Annotated in this window: 12 protein-coding genes; 5 read left to right on the forward strand and 7 right to left on the reverse strand. The window is 45.1% G+C overall.

Going from position 1 to position 19,219, the window contains the following annotated elements; genetic code table 11:
- Positions 1-176 precede the first annotated feature (176 nt).
- Together NH399_RS13800 and NH399_RS13805 are read right to left on the reverse strand one after the other, a co-directional pair.
- The gene (locus tag NH399_RS13800) at positions 177-3,623 is read right to left on the reverse strand and encodes a S8 family serine peptidase (RefSeq protein WP_253041025.1); all 3,447 of its coding nucleotides are present in this window, start codon (positions 3,621-3,623) and stop codon (positions 177-179) included.
- Between the two features lie 301 nt (positions 3,624-3,924).
- Positions 3,925-4,575 (reverse strand): OmpA family protein, encoded by a 651-nt coding sequence (locus NH399_RS13805; protein ID WP_253041027.1) that lies wholly within the window; start codon positions 4,573-4,575, stop codon positions 3,925-3,927.
- Positions 4,576-4,880: 305 nt separating this feature from the next.
- Between NH399_RS13805 and NH399_RS13810 the strand changes: the two genes are divergently transcribed.
- On the forward strand, positions 4,881-7,391 hold the full coding sequence (locus tag NH399_RS13810; RefSeq protein WP_253041029.1) for a GGDEF domain-containing response regulator: 2,511 nt from the start codon (positions 4,881-4,883) through the stop codon (positions 7,389-7,391).
- Positions 7,392-7,474: 83 nt separating this feature from the next.
- Positions 7,475-7,999: a type II secretion system protein gene (locus NH399_RS13815; RefSeq protein WP_253041031.1), complete on the forward strand. Its 525-nt coding sequence runs from the start codon at positions 7,475-7,477 to the stop codon at positions 7,997-7,999.
- Between the two features lie 29 nt (positions 8,000-8,028).
- Here the strand turns inward: NH399_RS13815 and NH399_RS13820 are convergent, their stop codons facing one another.
- The 4 genes from NH399_RS13820 to NH399_RS13835 form a co-directional block, all read right to left on the reverse strand.
- On the reverse strand, positions 8,029-8,853 hold the full coding sequence (locus NH399_RS13820; RefSeq protein WP_253041033.1) for a zinc-dependent peptidase: 825 nt from the start codon (positions 8,851-8,853) through the stop codon (positions 8,029-8,031).
- A gap of 484 nt (positions 8,854-9,337) precedes the next feature.
- Positions 9,338-11,707 (reverse strand): acyl-CoA dehydrogenase, encoded by a 2,370-nt coding sequence (locus NH399_RS13825; protein WP_371876081.1) that lies wholly within the window; start codon positions 11,705-11,707, stop codon positions 9,338-9,340.
- A gap of 119 nt (positions 11,708-11,826) precedes the next feature.
- Positions 11,827-12,465 (reverse strand): TetR/AcrR family transcriptional regulator, encoded by a 639-nt coding sequence (locus tag NH399_RS13830; protein ID WP_253041037.1) that lies wholly within the window; start codon positions 12,463-12,465, stop codon positions 11,827-11,829.
- Between the two features lie 263 nt (positions 12,466-12,728).
- Positions 12,729-12,995, reverse strand: coding sequence for a glutaredoxin family protein (locus NH399_RS13835; protein ID WP_253041039.1), 267 nt, complete (start codon positions 12,993-12,995; stop codon positions 12,729-12,731).
- A 142-nt stretch (positions 12,996-13,137) separates the two neighbouring features.
- Between NH399_RS13835 and NH399_RS13840 the strand changes: the two genes are divergently transcribed.
- The 3 genes from NH399_RS13840 (at position 13,138) to NH399_RS13850 (ending at position 16,919) form a co-directional block, all read left to right on the forward strand.
- On the forward strand, positions 13,138-13,995 hold the full coding sequence (locus tag NH399_RS13840; protein WP_253041041.1) for a hypothetical protein: 858 nt from the start codon (positions 13,138-13,140) through the stop codon (positions 13,993-13,995).
- 181 nt (positions 13,996-14,176) lie between these two features.
- Positions 14,177-15,724 (forward strand): leucyl aminopeptidase family protein, encoded by a 1,548-nt coding sequence (locus NH399_RS13845; RefSeq protein ID WP_253041043.1) that lies wholly within the window; start codon positions 14,177-14,179, stop codon positions 15,722-15,724.
- A 76-nt stretch (positions 15,725-15,800) separates the two neighbouring features.
- Positions 15,801-16,919, forward strand: a complete 1,119-nt coding sequence (locus tag NH399_RS13850; protein ID WP_253041045.1) for a cytochrome c peroxidase — start codon at positions 15,801-15,803, stop codon at positions 16,917-16,919.
- Between the two features lie 53 nt (positions 16,920-16,972).
- Here the strand turns inward: NH399_RS13850 and rlmKL are convergent, their stop codons facing one another.
- Positions 16,973-19,135: a bifunctional 23S rRNA (guanine(2069)-N(7))-methyltransferase RlmK/23S rRNA (guanine(2445)-N(2))-methyltransferase RlmL gene (gene rlmKL, locus NH399_RS13855; RefSeq protein WP_253041047.1), complete on the reverse strand. Its 2,163-nt coding sequence runs from the start codon at positions 19,133-19,135 to the stop codon at positions 16,973-16,975.
- Positions 19,136-19,219: the final 84 nt, after the last annotated feature.

Genomic DNA, 19,219 nt, shown 5'->3' on the forward strand with positions numbered 1-19,219 from the left:
TCATAATCACAGATTATAAGAGAGCGCTTTTTTCCGTTAAAAACCCAGTTTTTTCATTCATCCCTAAGAATTTTTACATTGGTCTTACCAGCAACTCAAAAGTATTCCTTTACGTAAAGGTTAACTTAAAGGCATAAAAAAAGCCGGATAAACCGGCTCTTTTAATTAAGACGTGATTAACGACGACGTCGACCACGTAACAATAATAATGGCAACAACAGTAAGCTCATGGCGCCACCACCACCGCCGCCAGAGTTATTATTGTTTCCGTTACCATTGCCACCACCACTGCTGGCAAAGTTAACAGTAACAGATGCAGTCTCCGCAGTAGTGCCTGTTGCATCATTGTCATGTTCTACATTCAGTACAACAGCTTGACCAGCAAGTGACGCATCACCTTGAGCGGTAAAGCTAACCGTTTGTGCCGCAGCAGCAACAGCACCGCTCCATGACAAGGTACTGCCATTTAATGTAGCTCCATTTGTTAAAGAGCTCGCATTCACAGTGATGCCATTTGGAATCGTTGCACTTAAGGTATAGTTACGAGTATCTGAACCATCATGATCGAGCGTAATGGTGTAAGTAAAATCCGTGCCTGTCGCAGGAGCTGTGTTACTCGCTGCAATAGAAACATCATTAGAGCCACGAACAAAGGAGAACAAGCTACGACCTAACTCCTCGCCACCCGCTGTTCGACCCAGTGACAACTTACCATAGTAACGAGAATCTTCAGTATCCAGTCCACTCCATGTCATGGTGATATCGGCAGGTGTCGCGCCATCACTTGAACTAGGAGCAGTGAAGCTTAATGCGTTACTGGCAGCAGTTCCTAATGCACCGGACGAAATCGAAATCGTATCTCCTGAAGCATTAGTATCATCCCAGTTTTGCACCAAAATCCAGTAGCTACCGCCAGTTGGGTTATTCAAAATAATTTGCTCGTTAGCATCACCAGTGGTACTGCGAGCAATCTCTTCCCCCTCAGAAGGCTGACCATCGTTGTTGCTATCAAAACCAACAAACAGATCCATATCAGCCGCTGTTGAGTTGTGAGTTTCAACAATTAAACCTTCCGATGAAGCAGGAACAGTAATCGTCTGGAAAAACACCCCATCATTCAAATCATCATAAGGTGAGTTGTTGTCTGAGTCTTGCGATATGGTTTGCGTTACTGTACTCGCCGCCACAAGGTGTCCAGTGGTAGTCACTGTGCTTTCGGCAATAATTTCGATGTTTTCAAAAGTAAAGCTACCGCCATCACGCTGACCCGACAGGTTACTGGTTGAAGGTAAATTACTGTTAGAAATTCGTGTAGCAACAGGTAATCGCGTTACTGAATGCGTATTGTTGGTTGGTGTTAACAACACAGAACCAAATGCCCACTCACCATCAACGCCCACTACGTTTGCCGTCACATCCAGGCTTTGGCTGGCATTCTGCGCCAACGTAAAGCTGCTTGAATTTGCAGACAAAGTCATACCCGTGCCGTTTTCAAAACTCACGTTCCAGGTATTGGCGCCAACCGCAGTCAAGTTACGAGTCCAGCTACAGTTCACCACACAGCTGTGATCAGCTAAACCAGGTAAGTTAAGAGCAGAAGGATCGCCACTTGCGGCTGGATCAGCGGCCATGAATTGTGCATCGGTCACGTCCAACAACAGTCCCGCTTTAGCGGCAGCAGGGATATCAATACGTCCGCCACCGATATCATTAGCGTCGGCATCCGTCGTACCATTTTCTTTTTTCAGCGCTACGATGCCAGTGGTCATCAGAGCGGAGTGAATTTGTCCAGGCGTCCAAGTTGGGTTTAACTGCTTTAACAGAGCGCCTGCACCAGCAACATGTGGACTCGCCATTGAAGTACCACTCTTAAAGCCGTATTCAACAGGTCCTACATCTGCGGCATAAATACTGACACCCGGTGCAGCGACGGAGGGTTTCATAATGCCCTGAGGGAATCCGGTCGGACCACGAGAACTGAAGCCAGCAACTATATCTGCCGCCGCAGCATCAACCCCAACAGGTCCGGTCGTGCCGTTAATGGTTGCTGTGTGGCCTGCGCCAGAACTCAACCAGCTTTTAAGCGTGTCACCATCAGCGGAGCTAATATGAATACCAGGGATAACATAAATGTCATCATTTAATGATGTGCTGCCGCCCGATACGTTGGCAAGTACATAACCACCTGCACCACCAGCCTGAACATTAACAGCTTTTTCTACACGAGCAATTTCACCACGGTCACACACAACAATCTGCCCAGAGAAGGTGTTGGCAGGGAAAGGACTCAAACACTGTTCAGGATTAGGGTCACTGTTATCAAAATCACCAGCATAAACAATCGATGCCGTAATGGAGCCGGTTAAACTGGTTCCATTCATAGTACCGGGTGTTGACGAGCCACCACTGAAGTTAGACATACTTTTGCCAGGATAATCGCCACGGTCATGAGTAGAAGCCGCCACCGATGTAATCCAGGGCGCATTGGCTGGAGAACCAACAGTAGTCGCACCAGAACCATCATTACCTGCTGAAGTAGCCACAAAAACCCCCGCATTACGGGCATTTTTAAACGCGATAGAATCGCTGTCATTCCAAGGATTAGCAAAAGGAGCCGAAGCACCAATGGAGTAGTTGATCACATCAACGTTATCAGCAACCGCTTGATCAATCGCAGCGACCAAAGCAGGAGGGTCGATAGTACCTTGTGCGTTTTCAACTTTATAAGCAATGATGTTAGCGCGAGGGGCAACACCAGATAAATCGTAAGAATTCCCATTGCCTAGATCAAAGCTCAAATGGTTACCAGCTGCTGTAGAGGCCACGTGCGTACCATGACCATCAGCGTCTTCTGGTGAGTTTTCACCACTCACCATGTTATAGGCACCAATCAATTTATTATTACAAAGACTGGCATCGTTAACACATTCTCCTAAGAAGACATTGGCGCCTAAAGGATTCACATGAACATAGCCATCTACCGGATCGACTTCGGCAAAAGAAGGATGGTCGGTGTTGATACCCGTATCGATGATCCCCACAACCATGCCTTCACCTTTAGCAGCAACACCCGTTGCAGTTCCGTCCCAAACAGAAGGAGCATTAATCAATGTGGGTCCACGGTCAGTATGCAAGTGATAGGGTTTACTTACAGAAACTTGTTTTACTTCTGGCAACTGCTCTAATTTGCGCGCTTCGCTGGGTGTTAACTCGACAGCAAAACCGTTGAATGCATATTGATACTGATAACTTGGCGAGATACTGCGCTTAAACTGGCGAGTGGCTTCTACTAATACTTGAGTTTGTTGCTTTAGCAGGTGCTGTTTATAAGCCACACTCGCAGCACTCTTGTAGTTAGTAATAAGACGGCTGCCACGTTGTACTTTATTAGCAGAAGACTGAACAGCATTTAGACCTTTAACCGAACCTTTATAGTTCGCTAAAGGATCACCAACAAGCTCTACCATATAAGTTGAACGCTCGTTATGCTGAACTTTGCCAGAGTATTTGCGCCCTTTATCTGGCATAACCTGAGCATTGCCAGAGTCAGACTCAGCCAGCACAGACAGTGAATAGGGAGAGAGAAGCGCTGCGGCAACAGCGAGAGCTACTTTATTCTTCATTGCTAGATCCTGATTCAATTCGAACTTCTAAAAGACGAGTATCAATGGGTTTGTAATATGATATTGAGATAGAACAGGTTAAAACGTTACTAACTTTCCTTTGATAAACCGATTTTTGTAAGACAAAGCGATTATTTTTGGCGATAGTTGGAATTTTACACCCGCCAAAGTACCCCGAACGGATCAATACCATACGTATCTTCTAAAAGTAGCATATCAGAGGAAGGTCGCCTAGAGGTTGGATGATTGCAATATTTACCTAAAGGGAAAAACAATAGGGCCCAGAACGGGCCCATATTCATTAAGATTTTGGTTGAGGAGTAATCAACAACTCAACACGGCGGTTCTTGGCACGACCGTCGCTAGTACCATTGTCAGCAATCGGACGAGTTTCGCCATAGCCGATAGCGGTCAGACGGCCACCCTGGACGCCATGCTGGCGTAGATAGCCAGAGACTGTATTCGCTCGCTTAACCGATAAGTCATAGTTATAGCTGTCTGAACCGGAAGAATCCGTGTGTCCAGCTACCTGCAAATTCGTTTCGTCATATTCTGCTAAGACCAGTGATACTGAATTTAACGTATCATGAAACTGCTGTTGTAAATTCGCCTGATTAACGGCAAAGGTGATGCCATTTGGCATAATTAAGCGAATGTTATCGCCTTCTCGTGCTACCTGTACACCAGATCCACGCAAGCGCTCTCTCAAATCAGCTTCTTGAGCATCCATATACGCGCCAATACCAGCCCCAATTAAACCACAGGCTAACGCTGCATTACGGGCGCGTTTACCGCTTTTACGAGAACCGATTGCCCCACACACAAAAGCACCAATGGCACCATACTTCACTGTGTTACTGACTTTTTCTTCTCCCGTATAAGGATCAAGAGTTTTACAGGCAGTAAGACTAAAAACGCTGGCAGCAACCAATGTTAGCTTAAATAATTTCATTCTTTTATCCTCAGATTGTTATCCATTGCTCTAAACTTGCGGCTCAGGCAGCTTATCAAAATTAACATCTTAATAAGGCTAAACCAGGTTAACCAAACCTTTCTCCGGATTTTAGTCACCGCAGATGACTCAGAGCTGAACAAGCTTGCTTTTTTACCACAAAAAAAGACTCAAAACCGGGCGCCTAACTCATTGTTGTAGATGACAGTCTAATTGTCTAGACCTCAAATTGACTAACTCATTCTACAAATTCTGATCAATTCGTTATAATTAGACCTAAATCACAATTTTTTAATGGAATCGTTTTGACAGAAGTCGTTTTAGTTGAGCCATCTCCTACTTTACGCTTTGGCCTAAACAGATTGCTACAGCAGCATGGTTATCATGTAACCAGCTTCGATAGCTATCGCTTGTTATGTGCGCACTTCTCTCAAAATGACAGCCCCCCTCCTCAGCTGTTGGTTGTGGGCTGGCCCAATCGCTACGAGTCTGAACGCGCCCATATTGTCGAGTTGTTCGCCTCGGATCAGCTTAGTTCTGTTCCAGCGCTGGTCTTTGCCCGCAGTATGGAAGAATCGGGTATCAACACTATCTCGAGTCGCTCACAAACGCTGGTTCAGCTGTGGCGCAACTATCAAGAAAGCATTTCGGCGATCCAACAGTTGCTGCAGTTTCAGCAAACCCAAGGTACCGATGCCGTCAATGACGACAGAATTCATGTCTTGTTGGTGGACGACTCTAAAAGTGTCAGAAAGATATACGGCAATCTGCTCAAACAGCTCGACTTTGATGTAACGACAGCCGAAGACGCAGAGCAAGCCTGGCAAATCGTACAGGAGAAATCCTTCGATCTCGCCATCATCGACTATTTTATGCCGGGAGAAAATGGCGCTATGTTATGCCAGAAACTCTCTCAGTCACCAAGACATCGCCAAATTATTAAAAGTGTTCTTACCGGCACTTATAAAGACGATGTGATAGAAGAATGTCTGAACGCTGGTGCGCACGAGTGCATGTTTAAAAACGAGTCAACGAACTTATTTCGGGCCCGTGTTAAAGCCATGGCTAAACAAGTACGAAACTCTCGCAATCTCGCTCAGCAAAAAGCCCACTTTGAAAGTATCCTTACCTCCGTAGGTGACGGCATCTATGGTGTTGATCACCTAGGTAATCTCATTTTTATTAACCCGGCAGCCAGCCATATTCTACGCTACAGTAATGACGCAGGTATTTTGGGTCAGCCTGCGCATAAGTTGTTCCATGGCAAAGATGAACACGGCAATCCGATCAGCGAAGATACCAATTATCTCTATCAGGCTTATTTGCTTGCCGATACCCTACACGATTGGGAAACGGTTTTTTGGACATCAGAAGATAACCTGATTCATGTCGAATGCACCATCAAGCCGCTTACCAGCAACAACGAAAATCTGGGCGCCGTTGTCGTATTCAAAGACATCTCAGAGAGAAAGCTCATAGAAGATGAGCTCAATTGGCAGCTCAATCATGATCACCTTACCCAACTTTTGAACCGTTCGTCCTTCGAACAACAACTCGGCCAAGAAATACTGCGACTCAAACACAATAGCAATTTATCGGCACTACTTTATATCGATCTTGATAACTTTAAGATGGTTAATGATGAAGCCGGACACAGTGCAGGCGACGAACTGCTGGTAATGATCAGTGAGCATATTCGTTCGCGACTGCGCCACAGCGACTTAGCCGCTCGCCTCGGCGGTGACGAATTTGCCATTTTGTTGAGAGATATTAAACGAGAATCTCTTGACGCTCTGGCTAACAACTATCGTGAGGTACTGGAGAATATTCATTTTGAGTTCAACGGCAAAGCCTACCCAGTGTCTGGCAGTATTGGCGTGAATGTTCTGTCTTATCAAACAACAAGCCGGTCACTGGCCTTGGAGCATGCAGACTACGCTTGTAAAGTTGCCAAACAGACAGGAAAAAACCAGGTTCATATATTTACTGATAACGATAAAAAGTCCATCAGTTCAGAACTCGACTCTGGCTGGAAGCACCGCATCGAAAAAGGCTTATCAGATAACCTGTTCCATCTTGAGTACCAACCCGTTTACGATATAACAAACGCAGATTTCAGTGAATTATCAGAAGTCAAAAAACAAGACGTACAAAGCTGGTTACAGGCGAACCTGCCTATTGCTCAATACGAAGCATTTATTCGCCTCCGTCAGACTGATGGGTCTAACTTTATGCCGCGGGCTTTTCTGAGTGATGCGGAGCGCTTCGATCTTATTACTCAAATCGACCTCTGGGTTATCGAAGACACCCTGTCAACCTTAAAAGAGATGGATAACGACATCACCTTTAACCTTAATTTGTCAGCCATCACTTTAATGGACAGTGATACACAACAACTCATTGCTGATAGATTGTTTGCCGATCAGGATGTTGCCAAACGCATCAACATCGAGTTGGGTGAACAGCACCTGCTGCACTACCGAGATCAACTCAAACCCACCTTAGAAGTGTTAGCAGACATAGGGGTAGGGATTTTGATTGATAATTTTGGTCGCAACTTTAGTTTATTTTCTAAAGTAAGAGAGCTACCTGTGACTGGCATAAAAATCGATGGTCTCTTCACTCAAAATATTGCCTGGGATCCAATCGATAGAAAACTGGTTCATTCGATGGTAGAAGTAGCTAAAGCGGGCGGCGTACACACAACAGCAAAATCAGTAGAAACCATTGAAGCGCTGACCAACCTGCAACAGGATGGCGTACATTATGCCCAAGGGCACTTACTTTGCTACCCATCAGACAATCTACCCAGTTAATCTGCAATCCTACATTCCAACAGACTCTATCAAAAATCAACCTAAGCGTGGTCAAGCCGTATCGTTTACATTAAGATGATGTTATGCAAAAAACTCAAAACAACGCATTTACTCTTATTGAATTGATCGTCGTCATTAGCATTCTAGGCATTTTGACACTGGCCGTTCTGGCGAAATATGCCGACTTTAAAGCCGATGCTCGTCGCGCTTCACTGTCTGCTGTAGAAAGCTCCATTCATTCCATGTCGAATCTGGTTCATCTAAAAGCAGGCTTAGAACAAGTCGACAATGGAACCATCAATATCAATGGCCGTAACATCAGTTTATTCAATGGCTATCCAGAAGCTCACTGGAACAGAGCTTTTCGCTATCTGTTAGAACTGTCGGCTGCCTCAGGATTTACCCGCCCAAATACCCGTTGTTCTGGATTTGCTTTTTGCGGTGTTGGTAATCGACGTAGCATCCCTGGCATTGGTGCTTTGGCTTCTGGTCGTGCCGTGATGGTTTGGCCCGAAGGATATTTGCTAAATGAATTATGCTTTGTTTACTACGTCAATCCAGAAAATGGCGATCCGCCAACGATTGGACATACCTTCGACGGTTGCTAACTTATACCCGTCGCCTTTCAAGCTCTGATTTAGCACCAGCTTACCGGATCAACTTTGAAGTATTTCGAAAGCAAACCATAAACTTGAGGATGTCGATTAAGCATCGCTTGCGACTGCTCAAAGAAAACTTCGGTCGCCACCGCAAAAAACTCAGCTGGATTGGTCGCCCCATAGGCATCAAATAAGGTATCAATACCGCTGTTTATTTCTCGTTTTAATAACTCAAACTCACGATTAAATACATCAGACCATTGCTGATAACTCATGTCTTTGTTCAGCAACGGAACACCATTAGTGTCACCAGTTTCATGATCTAATTGATGGGCAAACTCATGGATAACAACATTTTGTCCATCCTCCGGTTCTTGAGCACCAGAGACTGTATGTTGCCATGAGACAATCACTTTACCTATGCTCCAGGATTCTCCTGACAGTACCCGACGCTGCTCATGAACAACACCCCCTGCGCTAGTATGTTGATGACGGGCAACAAATGCCGATGGATAAACATAGATGCTTTTTAACGCGGGATAATAGTTAGTTTTACGATTTAAAATTAATAAACAGGCTTGAGCTGCAATGGTGACTCGAATGTCATCATCAATCACAATGCCATCGCATCCAACAAAATCTTTTTCAGCTAAAAATACTTGAATATGTTGCTTAAGCTGCAATTGAAGATCAGCCGGCATTAAATAAAAATACGGCATACGACGACGTAATATCTTACGCCACTCAGCCGGAAAAGGCTGTTCGCGAATGCCTTGTCGTTGCCTTTCTTTTATAACACCGCGCAATGCAACCCATAACACCAACGCTAATGCAACAACACCGATAATCAATAATGGATACACAAAATACCTTTATGTTAAGCCAATCTTGGCACTGCCTTTTTAGGGCTTTATTGCCGTGTGGTAACCAAGATTATTTTTTAGATTAAGTATTAAGTGGGGAGCATTTAAGAGATTTCAACAGTTCGAAAAATACGCTTACATCTAGGGTTAATTATACCCAAAGTATTTCAAGGTGCAGGTAGGCGGCCAGCAAGCGAATCCCCTGAACTTAGATACACTAAGTGATTGGGGTGAGTGCGCGCAGCCAACACCGCTGCACCTTGAAAGGCGACGGGTATATACCCAAAGTATTTCAAGGTGCAGGCAGGCGGCCAGCAAGCGAATCCCCTGAGCTTAGACACACTAAGTGATTGGGGTGAGTGCGCGCAGCGCTGCAACTTGAAAACAACGCTGCATCTTGAAAGGCGACGGGTATAGTTCAAATACAAAAAGCCCGTAAGAGTCACCTCTTACGGGCTTTTGAATGACTTAATACAGTCAGTAATTAGGCAGCTTTTGATTTCGCTTTTGGCTTACCTTCTTTACCTGTCGCAATGTACTCTTTGCTGTAGTCATCAACCTGAATCGCATCAAGTCGTGCAGCTTCAGCTTCTGCGTACATATTCGCTTCTTCCTGAGTGAAAACCCCCGTTGCCAAAGCAGTTGCGATAGTATCTTCTTTGGTGCGGCCAGCTTTCAACTTACCCGCTTTCATAGCATCACGTAATTTCAATGCCAGTGGAGCAGATGCCAACACTTTCTTAAAGGCATGTTCGATACGACCAGCTGGGTCATTCTCTTCACCAATAAAGATGTTGTTAGTCAAGCGGTCACGCAACTCACAATCTGTCAGCATGGACTGAACAATTTTGTGATCTAACTTATCTGATGGCATTTTATAAGCACGGCCATAAGGGAATACCAAACGCTTCAATGTCGCACCTAACCAGCTAACAGGTAAGTTATCGAAGAAGTCCATGAACGCTTTTTGAGTCAAGAACAAGTTCTTCTGCAAACACCACTCAACATAAGGAAGATCTGACAGAGGACGGCCATTATCTTCGTAGAACTTAAGGACTGTAGAAGACATGTAAAGGTAACTTAATACATCACCTAAACGAGCAGACAATCGCTCTTTACGCTTCAACTCACCGCCCAGTAGCATCATGGAGATATCAGATACCATAGCAAGAGCAGAACTCATTCGAGTCAGCTGCTGATAGTAGTAAGCGGTTTTGCCACTGGTAGGCTTGTGCGCAATACGGCCCGCAGTGAAACTCAAGCTCAAAGTACGAACAAAGTTACTTACGCCGTAACCAATATGGCGGAAGAACAATGAATCAAATTCATTTAGACCAGCACGCTCGTCAGGGTTGTTAGCCGCTTGCATTTCGCGGAAAACAAATGGATGACAACGGATAGCACCTTGACCAAAGATCATCAAGTTACGAGTCAGGATGTTCGCGCCTTCTACTGTGATAGAAATCGGCATCGACATGTAGCCAGATGACAAGTAGTTCCGGTCACCCATGATAACGCCACGGCCACCATGAATATCCATCGCATCGGTTACGATGTTACGAGCCAACTCAGTCATGTGATATTTAGCAATCGCTGTCACAACCGAAGGCTTGCACGACAAGTCAACCGCGCCTGCAGTCATAACACGCATCGATTCTAGCTGATAAGTATCACCCGCTACACGAGCCAGAGCTTCTTCGACACCTTCAAATTGACCGATAGACGTTTTGAACTGCTGACGTAGTACAGAGTAAGCACCCGTTAAGCGGTAGCTCAATTTACCTGTCGCAGCGGCTGATGACGGCAACGAGATGCCTCGACCTGCAGACAGACATTCAACCAGCATGCGCCAGCCTTTACCTGCGTATTCTTGACCACCGATAATCCAATCAATTGGAATGAACACGTCTTTACCATGAGTCGGTCCATTCATAAACGCCTGACCCATTGGGTAATGGCGGTTACCAACTTCTACGCCTTCGTGGTCAGTAGGAATCAATGCACAGGTAATACCTAAATCTTCTTCATCACCCAACAAGCCCTCTGGATCGTGCAGTTTGAAGGCCAGACCTAATACTGTCGCGATAGGTGCAAGTGTGATGTAACGTTTGTTCCAAGATAAACGAATACCTAAAGTTTCTTTACCTTCGAACTCGCCTTTACAAACGACACCTAAATCAGGGATAGCGCCCGCATCAGAGCCAGCTTCTGGACCGGTCAATGCAAAGCAGGGAATCTCTTCGCCTTTTGCTAAACGAGGCAAGTAGTGATTTTTCTGTTCTTCTGTACCGTAGTGAAGAAGTAACTCAGCAGGTCCCAAAGAGTTAGGAACCATAACCGATACTGATAATGAACCACTGCGTGTCGCTAACTTAGAAACAACAGTAGAGTGGGCAAAGGCAGAAAAACCAAGGCCACCGTACTCTTTCGGGATAATCATTCCCAAGAAGCCTTCTTTCTTCATGTATTCCCAGGCTTCTGGGGGTAAATCTTTATCTTCGTGAACCACTTTCCAGTCATTAACCATCTTACACAGTTCTTCAACCTGATGATTAACAAAGTCGTTTTCTTCTTTCGACAATTCTGGCTTAGGATAGCTCAGCATTTGTTTCCAGTCGGGGTTACCTTTAAATAACTCACCGTCCCACCATACATCACCCGCTTCAAGCGCTTCGCGCTCTGTCGAGTTCATAGGAGGAAGTAACGATTTAAAGATCTTGAAGATGGGCTGCGTAATTTTATCTTTACGCAAATCTTCCAGAAAATACAGAGCAGCAAATGCGCCCAGTAGAATCCATGGTATTAATGTGAATTCCCAGATTAATCCCATAACAACTAATGCAACTGCCGCCATAGCAAGAGCATTACCCGTTCTCATTCGCTTATATCCACTCACCCAAACTACAGCGATGAGTGCTAACAACTGCCCTAACGCGATCATGACTTCACTCCAACTTAAACAGAATATCTAAATCAAAAAGAAACTTCGGCTCGTAACCCAGCACCAAGAAACGGTAACAAGCGTTCCATGGTTTGCGATAAATTAACCGTTTCACCAAAATCCGATGCTGCGATATCACGCAAAGCATCGCTACCTGCCAAGGTAAATATGACGGTACCTAACATAAAATGAAGCCGCCAAAACATCTCTTTCGGTTCCAATTCGGGGTACGCCTTATGCAACAAACGGGTAAAACGACTCAAAACAGGAGCATAATTCTCCATCATGAATCGTCGTAAATGCCCCTGTGTTTCGGCATAAGCCCGGCCCAGCAACTTCATAAATACTGACGAACCATCGGGTCGCATTCCCTCGATAGCCAATAATGGCTTAACGACGGTATGTAACACCTGATCAATCGTCACTTTTTCGACCTGTTGCTCCAAACGAGCCATCTCTACTTGTAGGTCATCACTAAAACGTCGTAAAAACCGGTCAAATACGGCCTGAATCAACGACTTTTTGGAACCAAAGTGATAATTAACAGACGCTAGATTGACATCAGCACGTGTTGTAATGGTTCTAAGACTGGTTTCTGCAAACCCACGCTCAGCAAAGAGCCCTTCGGCAGCATCCAGAATTTTGTCTTTGGTAGATTGTCGGTTACTCATCAGCTCAATCAAAAATCCAAACAAGTGTTTGAAACATACGTTCAATTCAACTGTTTGTCAAGCACAACGACCCTTACTAAAGTCTAGCCTAAGGGTTAGATTATAGAGTTGAGATAGGATATTTTTTATACGAAATTGATTTATCCAGCAGCGCTTTTAGAAAGATAAGAAAGAATGCAAAAGAAACCCTCAGCTCTTTATAAAAAACTCAAGACCCGAGGAGATATCAATCAATAGTCTTAAACACTTCTTTGAGAGACAATTTACGAAAGGTCACCCTCTTGAGAACGAACCCACTCAATCAGTTCACCATATTGAAAAGGCCAGCCTAATTCTCGGTTAGATTTTTGGCTTAAGATCACAGGAATTCTTTCGCCATATTTATTCACCCATTGTTGCTCTTCGACTATATCGACAACCTCAAATGACAACATTTTATCAATATCACCATGCTGCTGCGCATAGTCAATCATGGCTTTCGCCTCTTCGCATAAATGACACCCTTCGGTGGAAAAAAGTAAAAACGACATGATTTTTTCTCAATTCGCCAAAAAAAATAAATATTTTTAATTTAAACTGGCGCATCTATAACAAAACATATTCACATTTGTCTATAGTAGTTTTATAATCCGCGCGCAAATTTTAATCACAAATGAATAAAGGTTCAAAACCATGGCAAAAGCGAAAGTAGCAAAAAAGAAAGCCGCCAAAAAAGCAGCTCCTAAAGCAGCGAAAAAAACGGCTCCAAAAAAAGTAGCAAAAAAGGCTGTTAAGAAAGCAGCTCCAAAAGCAACTCGTAAAGCAGCACCTAAAAAAGCAGCTGCCAAAAAAGCGGTAAAAAAAGCAGCTAACGTATCTGCATTACAGCTTGCAAAAGTAGAATTTGAAAAAGCAGCAGCTAATCTAGCTTCTGTTGCAGCGAAAGAAGTAGCAACAGCAGAGAAAAACATCGTTAAAGTAGAGAAAGCTGCCAAAGCTACTGCTGACCGCCTAGCCAAAGCCAAAGAAAAACTGAAAGCGGCTCAAGCTAAAGTTAAACAGAAGAAAACTCCAGCAGCCGTAAAAAGCGTTGCTACCAACAAAGCAAAAGTTGCTGAGCTATCAGTAGCAGCAAAAGAAGCTAAAGCTAACCTTGATACAGCAAAAGGCGACATCAAAGTTGCAAAAGACGAGCAGAAAAAAGTTTCTGGCCAGATGAAAGCCCTAGAAGCACACAGCAAGCAACTAGCGAAAGAAGAAGCTGCAGAGCAAAAAAAGCAGGCAGCAAAAGACAAAGCGAAGGCTAAAGCAGCTAAATTAAAAGAAGCAGCTAAGAAAAAGGCCGATCGTGAAGCGAAAGCAGCGGCAAAAGCTGAAGCAGCAGCTAAGAAAAAAGCTGACCGTGAAGCAAAAGCAGCGGCAAAAGCTGAAGCAGCAGCCAAGAAAAAAGCGGAGCGCGAAGCGAAAGCAGCAGCTAAAGCTAAAGCAGCGCCTGTAGCAAAAGAAGAAGCTCCAGCAACTGAAGCACCTGTTGCTGAAACTGCAGAATAATCGCAGTCTTCTATGAAAGCCAAGGGAGAGCATCTGCTCTCCCTTTTTTATATCTCTCATTACCCGCAGTAAGCATTCGACAGACCACTTCCCCCAAGGTCAATTTACCCTTGTATTCTGACGCCAAAGCGATTAGCTTCTTTGGTACATAAACAAAGACAATAATTATGAGGAAGCGTGCATGGCTTTTCCACTTGCAACCGCCGAGTCTGATATTACTCAGGCTTACGCAGATTCTACTCAATATGATGCGGTTATTATCGTATCACCTGATGCCAATCTATCACTTGATGCAAACCTGCAATCCATACTCCAGGAAACTCAAAAGGTCGATCAAAGACTAGGCAACAGTTGCGTTGTGATCCATCACCCCAAAGTAGCAGGTGGACGACTTATCCACTCAAGTTGCGGCGACTTAACACGAGATTTCGATGATGTTCGTCAGGTCGGTGACGCGACTCGCCAAGCCATATTAGAGGCTCGTGCCGCAGGCGTAACAAAACCGCTTTTAATTATTGATGGCTTGCCTCAATCACCTGCCTACGACAATGCATTAGAAGTCGCTTATCTAAGCGCCTGTCAGGCACTATGGCAGCCTCTGGAAGCACGAGAAGCTTTAGATGAAAACCTGGAGCCTATAAGCCACATCGCCCTGTTAAGCCAGAAACCTTTGAACACTGACTTTTTAAACGGTCTTGAAAGTGGCAAGCGTCTCGCTCGCGATTTGTGTGGAACAGAACCCGAACGAATGGCACCTCCTCGTTTTGCCGATATGTGTGCAGAAGCCTTGGCTGGTTCATCAGTCAAAGTTGATGTTATTGACGATCAACCACGCATTGAAAAAGACTATCCACTTTTGGCCGCTGTCGCTCGCGCCTCTCAATCGGTCACTCGTCACCAACCTCGTGTAATTCATTTTGAATACGAAGGCAAAGGCCCAATTAAGCAAACCTTATTCTTAGTAGGTAAAGCCGTCACTTATGATACGGGTGGAGCGGATATTAAAGTGGGTGGCCACATGGCGGGTATGAGCCGTGACAAAGGCGGCGGTGCTGCAGTTGCTGGTTTTATGAAAATGCTGGCAGAACTACAACCCGAAGGCATTAAGGTCGTAGCATCTATTGGAGCGGTAAGAAACAGCATTGGAACCGATTGCTACGTGGCTGATGAAATAATAAAAAGCCATGCAGGATTGCGCGTTCGTATCGGTAACACTGACGCCGAAGGTCGCTTAGTTATGGTCGACTTGTTGTCTCACCTGCGCGAACAAGCCGTCAAAGAAACTAATCCTCAGTTATTCACTGTCGCTACGCTAACAGGACACGCTGCTTTGGCTGCTGGTCCATATACGATTTTGATTGAAAACGAACAGGCTCGCTCACAACATTTGGCGGCACAGTTGTCTACTCAAGGCGACCAGTGGGGAGACTGCATTGAGATCAGCCGTCCACGTCGTGAAGATTGGCACACGGTTCGTCCACGCAGTAAGGCCGATGATATTTTGTCATCAAATAACGGCCCTTCAGTTTCCATCGCTCGAGGTCACCAGTTCCCTATGGCCTTCTTATCTGCGGCTTCAGGACTCGACAAGCACGGAATCCATTCTGGCAAGCCAATCGCTTACACCCATGTAGATATAGCTGGTAGCGGCGTAGAAAGTGGAAACTGGCAACACGATACGCCCACTGCGGCTCCGATCACCGCTTTGGCGGCTCACTATTTAAAATAATCCTTAAGGCCAGCACGCCCGTGTTGGCCGTTATTTTTTTGGACCAAGTTTTATGAACCTGTTGCTAAGGTCATCTGTGAATCTAGTTAGCTGTTTATCCTTGTTAATACTCAGTACAAGTTCTGCCAACGCTACCAACCAAGACGCCAAAATCCAATTAGGTAAACAACTTTTCTTTGATGTACGACTGTCAGAACCGGCTGGCCAATCCTGTGCAACCTGCCATCAACCGCAATCCGGTTATGCAACTCGAGACTTAAATGTCACAGCAGGTGTCATCGTCACTCGTTTTGGTAATCGAAATACGCCTTCCATTACCTATTCATCCTTCACACCGCAATGGCATTACAACGACGAAGACGAAACCTGGATTGGCGGCTTCTTTTGGGATGGCCGAGCGTTAACACTTGAAGAGCAAGCCAAAGGTCCGTTTTTAAATCCAGTCGAAATGGCAAATGAAAGCCCAACACAAGTTGTCTCGAAAGTTAGACGTTACCACGGTACTCACTTCGAGAAGATCTACGGTGCTGATATCTGGAAAGATACCTCCCGCGCCTTTGATGCTATAGCCAATGCATTAGCCGCTTTTCAATCCAGCGAAGCCTTTGCACCACGCTTTAGCTCAAAGTATGACGCTTATCTGAAAGGCAAAGTACAATTGTCAGCGCTCGAACAAAAAGGGTTAGAGCTATTTGAAGATGAAAAAAAAGGCAACTGCGCCGCATGCCATCCAAGCCAGCAAGAACCCAATTCACCGCCGCCTTTATTCACCGACTTTAGCTACGATAATCTGGGCACACCCAAAACCTGGGATCTACCTTTTTATAAAGTCGATAAAGCTTTTAATCCAGACGGCCCCAATTACATCGACGAGGGATTAGCACTGAATCCACGCATCAAAAACCCTGCGGCACAAAAAGGAAAGTTTAAAGTGCCGACTCTACGCAACATCGCTATTACAGCACCTTATATGCACAACGGCGCTTTGATCACCTTAAAAGATGTTGTCGACTTTTATAACAAACGAGATGTTGATAAGCATATTGGCAAGCAGCCTGAGGTAGCAGAAAACATCAATACCGAAGAACTCGGTGATCTCAAACTGACCGATGAAGAGGTCGTGGCAATCGTAGCCTTTATGGAAACCTTAACCGATGGTTGGGTACCACCTCCACAACTCAAAAGAAACAAGTAGAAAAACACCTGCGATAGAATAACCTCGCAGGCGTTTAATCATTCAAATACTGACTAAGCAGGCTTTTTCTCGATCACCCAGCAACGATGCAAAGGCTTCTTGGCAAAGTCTCTTGAAGTGGTTTCTTTGGTAATCTCTCGGCAAGTCACTTTGTCCGTGGCTTTAAATTCCATCTTAAACTTCTTAAAGTTATTCGAGAACACTAATTTACCACCTGGCTTTAACAGTCTCAGTGACATGTGGATCAGGTTGATGTGATCTTTCTGAACATCAAAATGCTGCTCCATTTTCTTAGAGTTCGAGAAAGTTGGCGGATCCATAAAGATCACATCATAAGTAGGTTCGCCGACTTTAGCCGCCTGCTCTAACCACTCAACACAATTAGCTCGAATAAACTGATGCTGTGACAAATCCAGCTGGTTCAGCTGAAAGTTACGCTTTGTCCAGCCAATATAGGTATTCGACATATCAACCGAGGTTGTTTTTGCCCCAGCCAGTGCCGCTTGTACACTGGCAGAGGAGGTATAGCTGAAAAGATTCAGCAAATGGCCGTCTTTACACCAACGGGCAATCATCTGGCGCGTTTTACGATGATCCAGAAAGACGCCGGTATCTAGGTAATCGGACAAGTTCACCAGCAATCGAGCCTGGTACTCTTCAACAATTAAGTCGTGTTTCTCGGTACTTTGTTTTTCGTACTGTCCTTTACCTTTTTGCTTACTGCGCGTCTTAACAAAGACTTTATCTTTGGCAATGCCCAATACACCAGCAGCCACACGCTCTATATCTCGTAAACGGCGCTTGGCTTTATGCTCGTTAATGCTTTTGGGTGGCGCATATTCCTGGATATGCAAATGCCCATCATAAACGTCGATAGCCGCAGCATATTCAGGTAGATCAGCATCATAGATGCGATAGCATGAGAGTTTTTGCTGTTTCAAAAAGCTTTTTAAGCTGGCGAGATTTTTTTGTATTCGGTTTGCCAGCATCTGTGCCCCTTCGGACAACTGATGATCCCAGGGTAGATCACTGTCCTGGCTACTTGTTTTCTCAACGAAGAACTTTTCATCCAGCTCAAAACGCAGTAACTCGCATTCGATGGAGCCGTTCATTAACCGATAGATTTTGCGAGCACGAATACCTAAGGCATGGCCATGCTCTTTTTCAGTCGAAAGAATAGCGGCGGTATCATTAACAAAACTCTGTTTAAGGCACTTACCCAACTCTTGATACAGATGCCGTACTTTTTCTTTCTGCTCCAATCTTTCTCCATAAGGAGGATTGGTAACGATCAGGCCAGGTGCCTCATGGGCTGGGCGTTGCAGATTCTGAAAAGGCCCTACCTGCCAATCGATAAACTTATCCAGTCCTGCGTTTTGTGCATTTTGACGAGCCAGAGCCAACACTTGAGAGTCTTGGTCATTGGCAATAATTAATGGATGCTCGGGCGCCACCAAACTGTCTTTGATATCCATCGCTTCTGCAACGATTTGTTCCCAGAAGTTTCGATGGAAAGGCTTCCAGCCACGGAATCCCCAATAATTACGAGTCAGTCCCGGTGCAACTTTGTAGGCCATCATAGCCGCCTCTATCGCCAAAGTGCCAGAACCACACATAGGATCAAGAAACCACTGCCCCTCCTGCGCTTTCTCAGGCCACCCGGCACGGTACAGCAACAAGGCAGCCAGATTTTCTTTCAACGGCGCATCGCCTGTCTTAAGGCGGTAACCACGTTGATGCAGACTGCCGCCAGACAGATCAATACACAGCGTAGCCCTATCTTTGTTTAGACGGCAGTGGATCTGCACATCCGGTTGGTCGGGATCAACATCCGGTCGCTCGCCATATTCGTCACGAAAATAATCGACTACCGCATCTTTCACTTTCTGAGCGCCATAGCGTTCGTGATTGATATTCGATTTACGCGATACAAAATCAACGGCCATAGTCTGTTCTGGTGACAAGTGAAGATCCCAATCAATATCTCGAACCGCTCGATACAGAGCGTTATCATCAGGACAGTCAAACTCTTCGATAGGATAAAGAACGCGGTTAGCCAGACGGCTCCACATGCAGACACGATAAAGGGTTTCCCAGTCACACTCGAATCGAACCTGGGTCAAGCCTTCTTTGGCCTCTTCCACACCGATGGATTTTAGCTCATCAACCAGCAGGTATTCGAATCCCGGTGGAGAGGTAATGATAAATTTAGGCATTTAGTTAAATTACTTGCAATCAAAACGTCATGTCAGTATTATACGCGCCTCGTCGAGACAAGACGATGAAAATAATAAGATTAG

Origin of the sequence: Pleionea sp. CnH1-48, from assembly GCF_024124665.1 — a bacterium.
Lineage (GTDB): Bacteria > Pseudomonadota > Gammaproteobacteria > Enterobacterales > Kangiellaceae > JAMXSB01.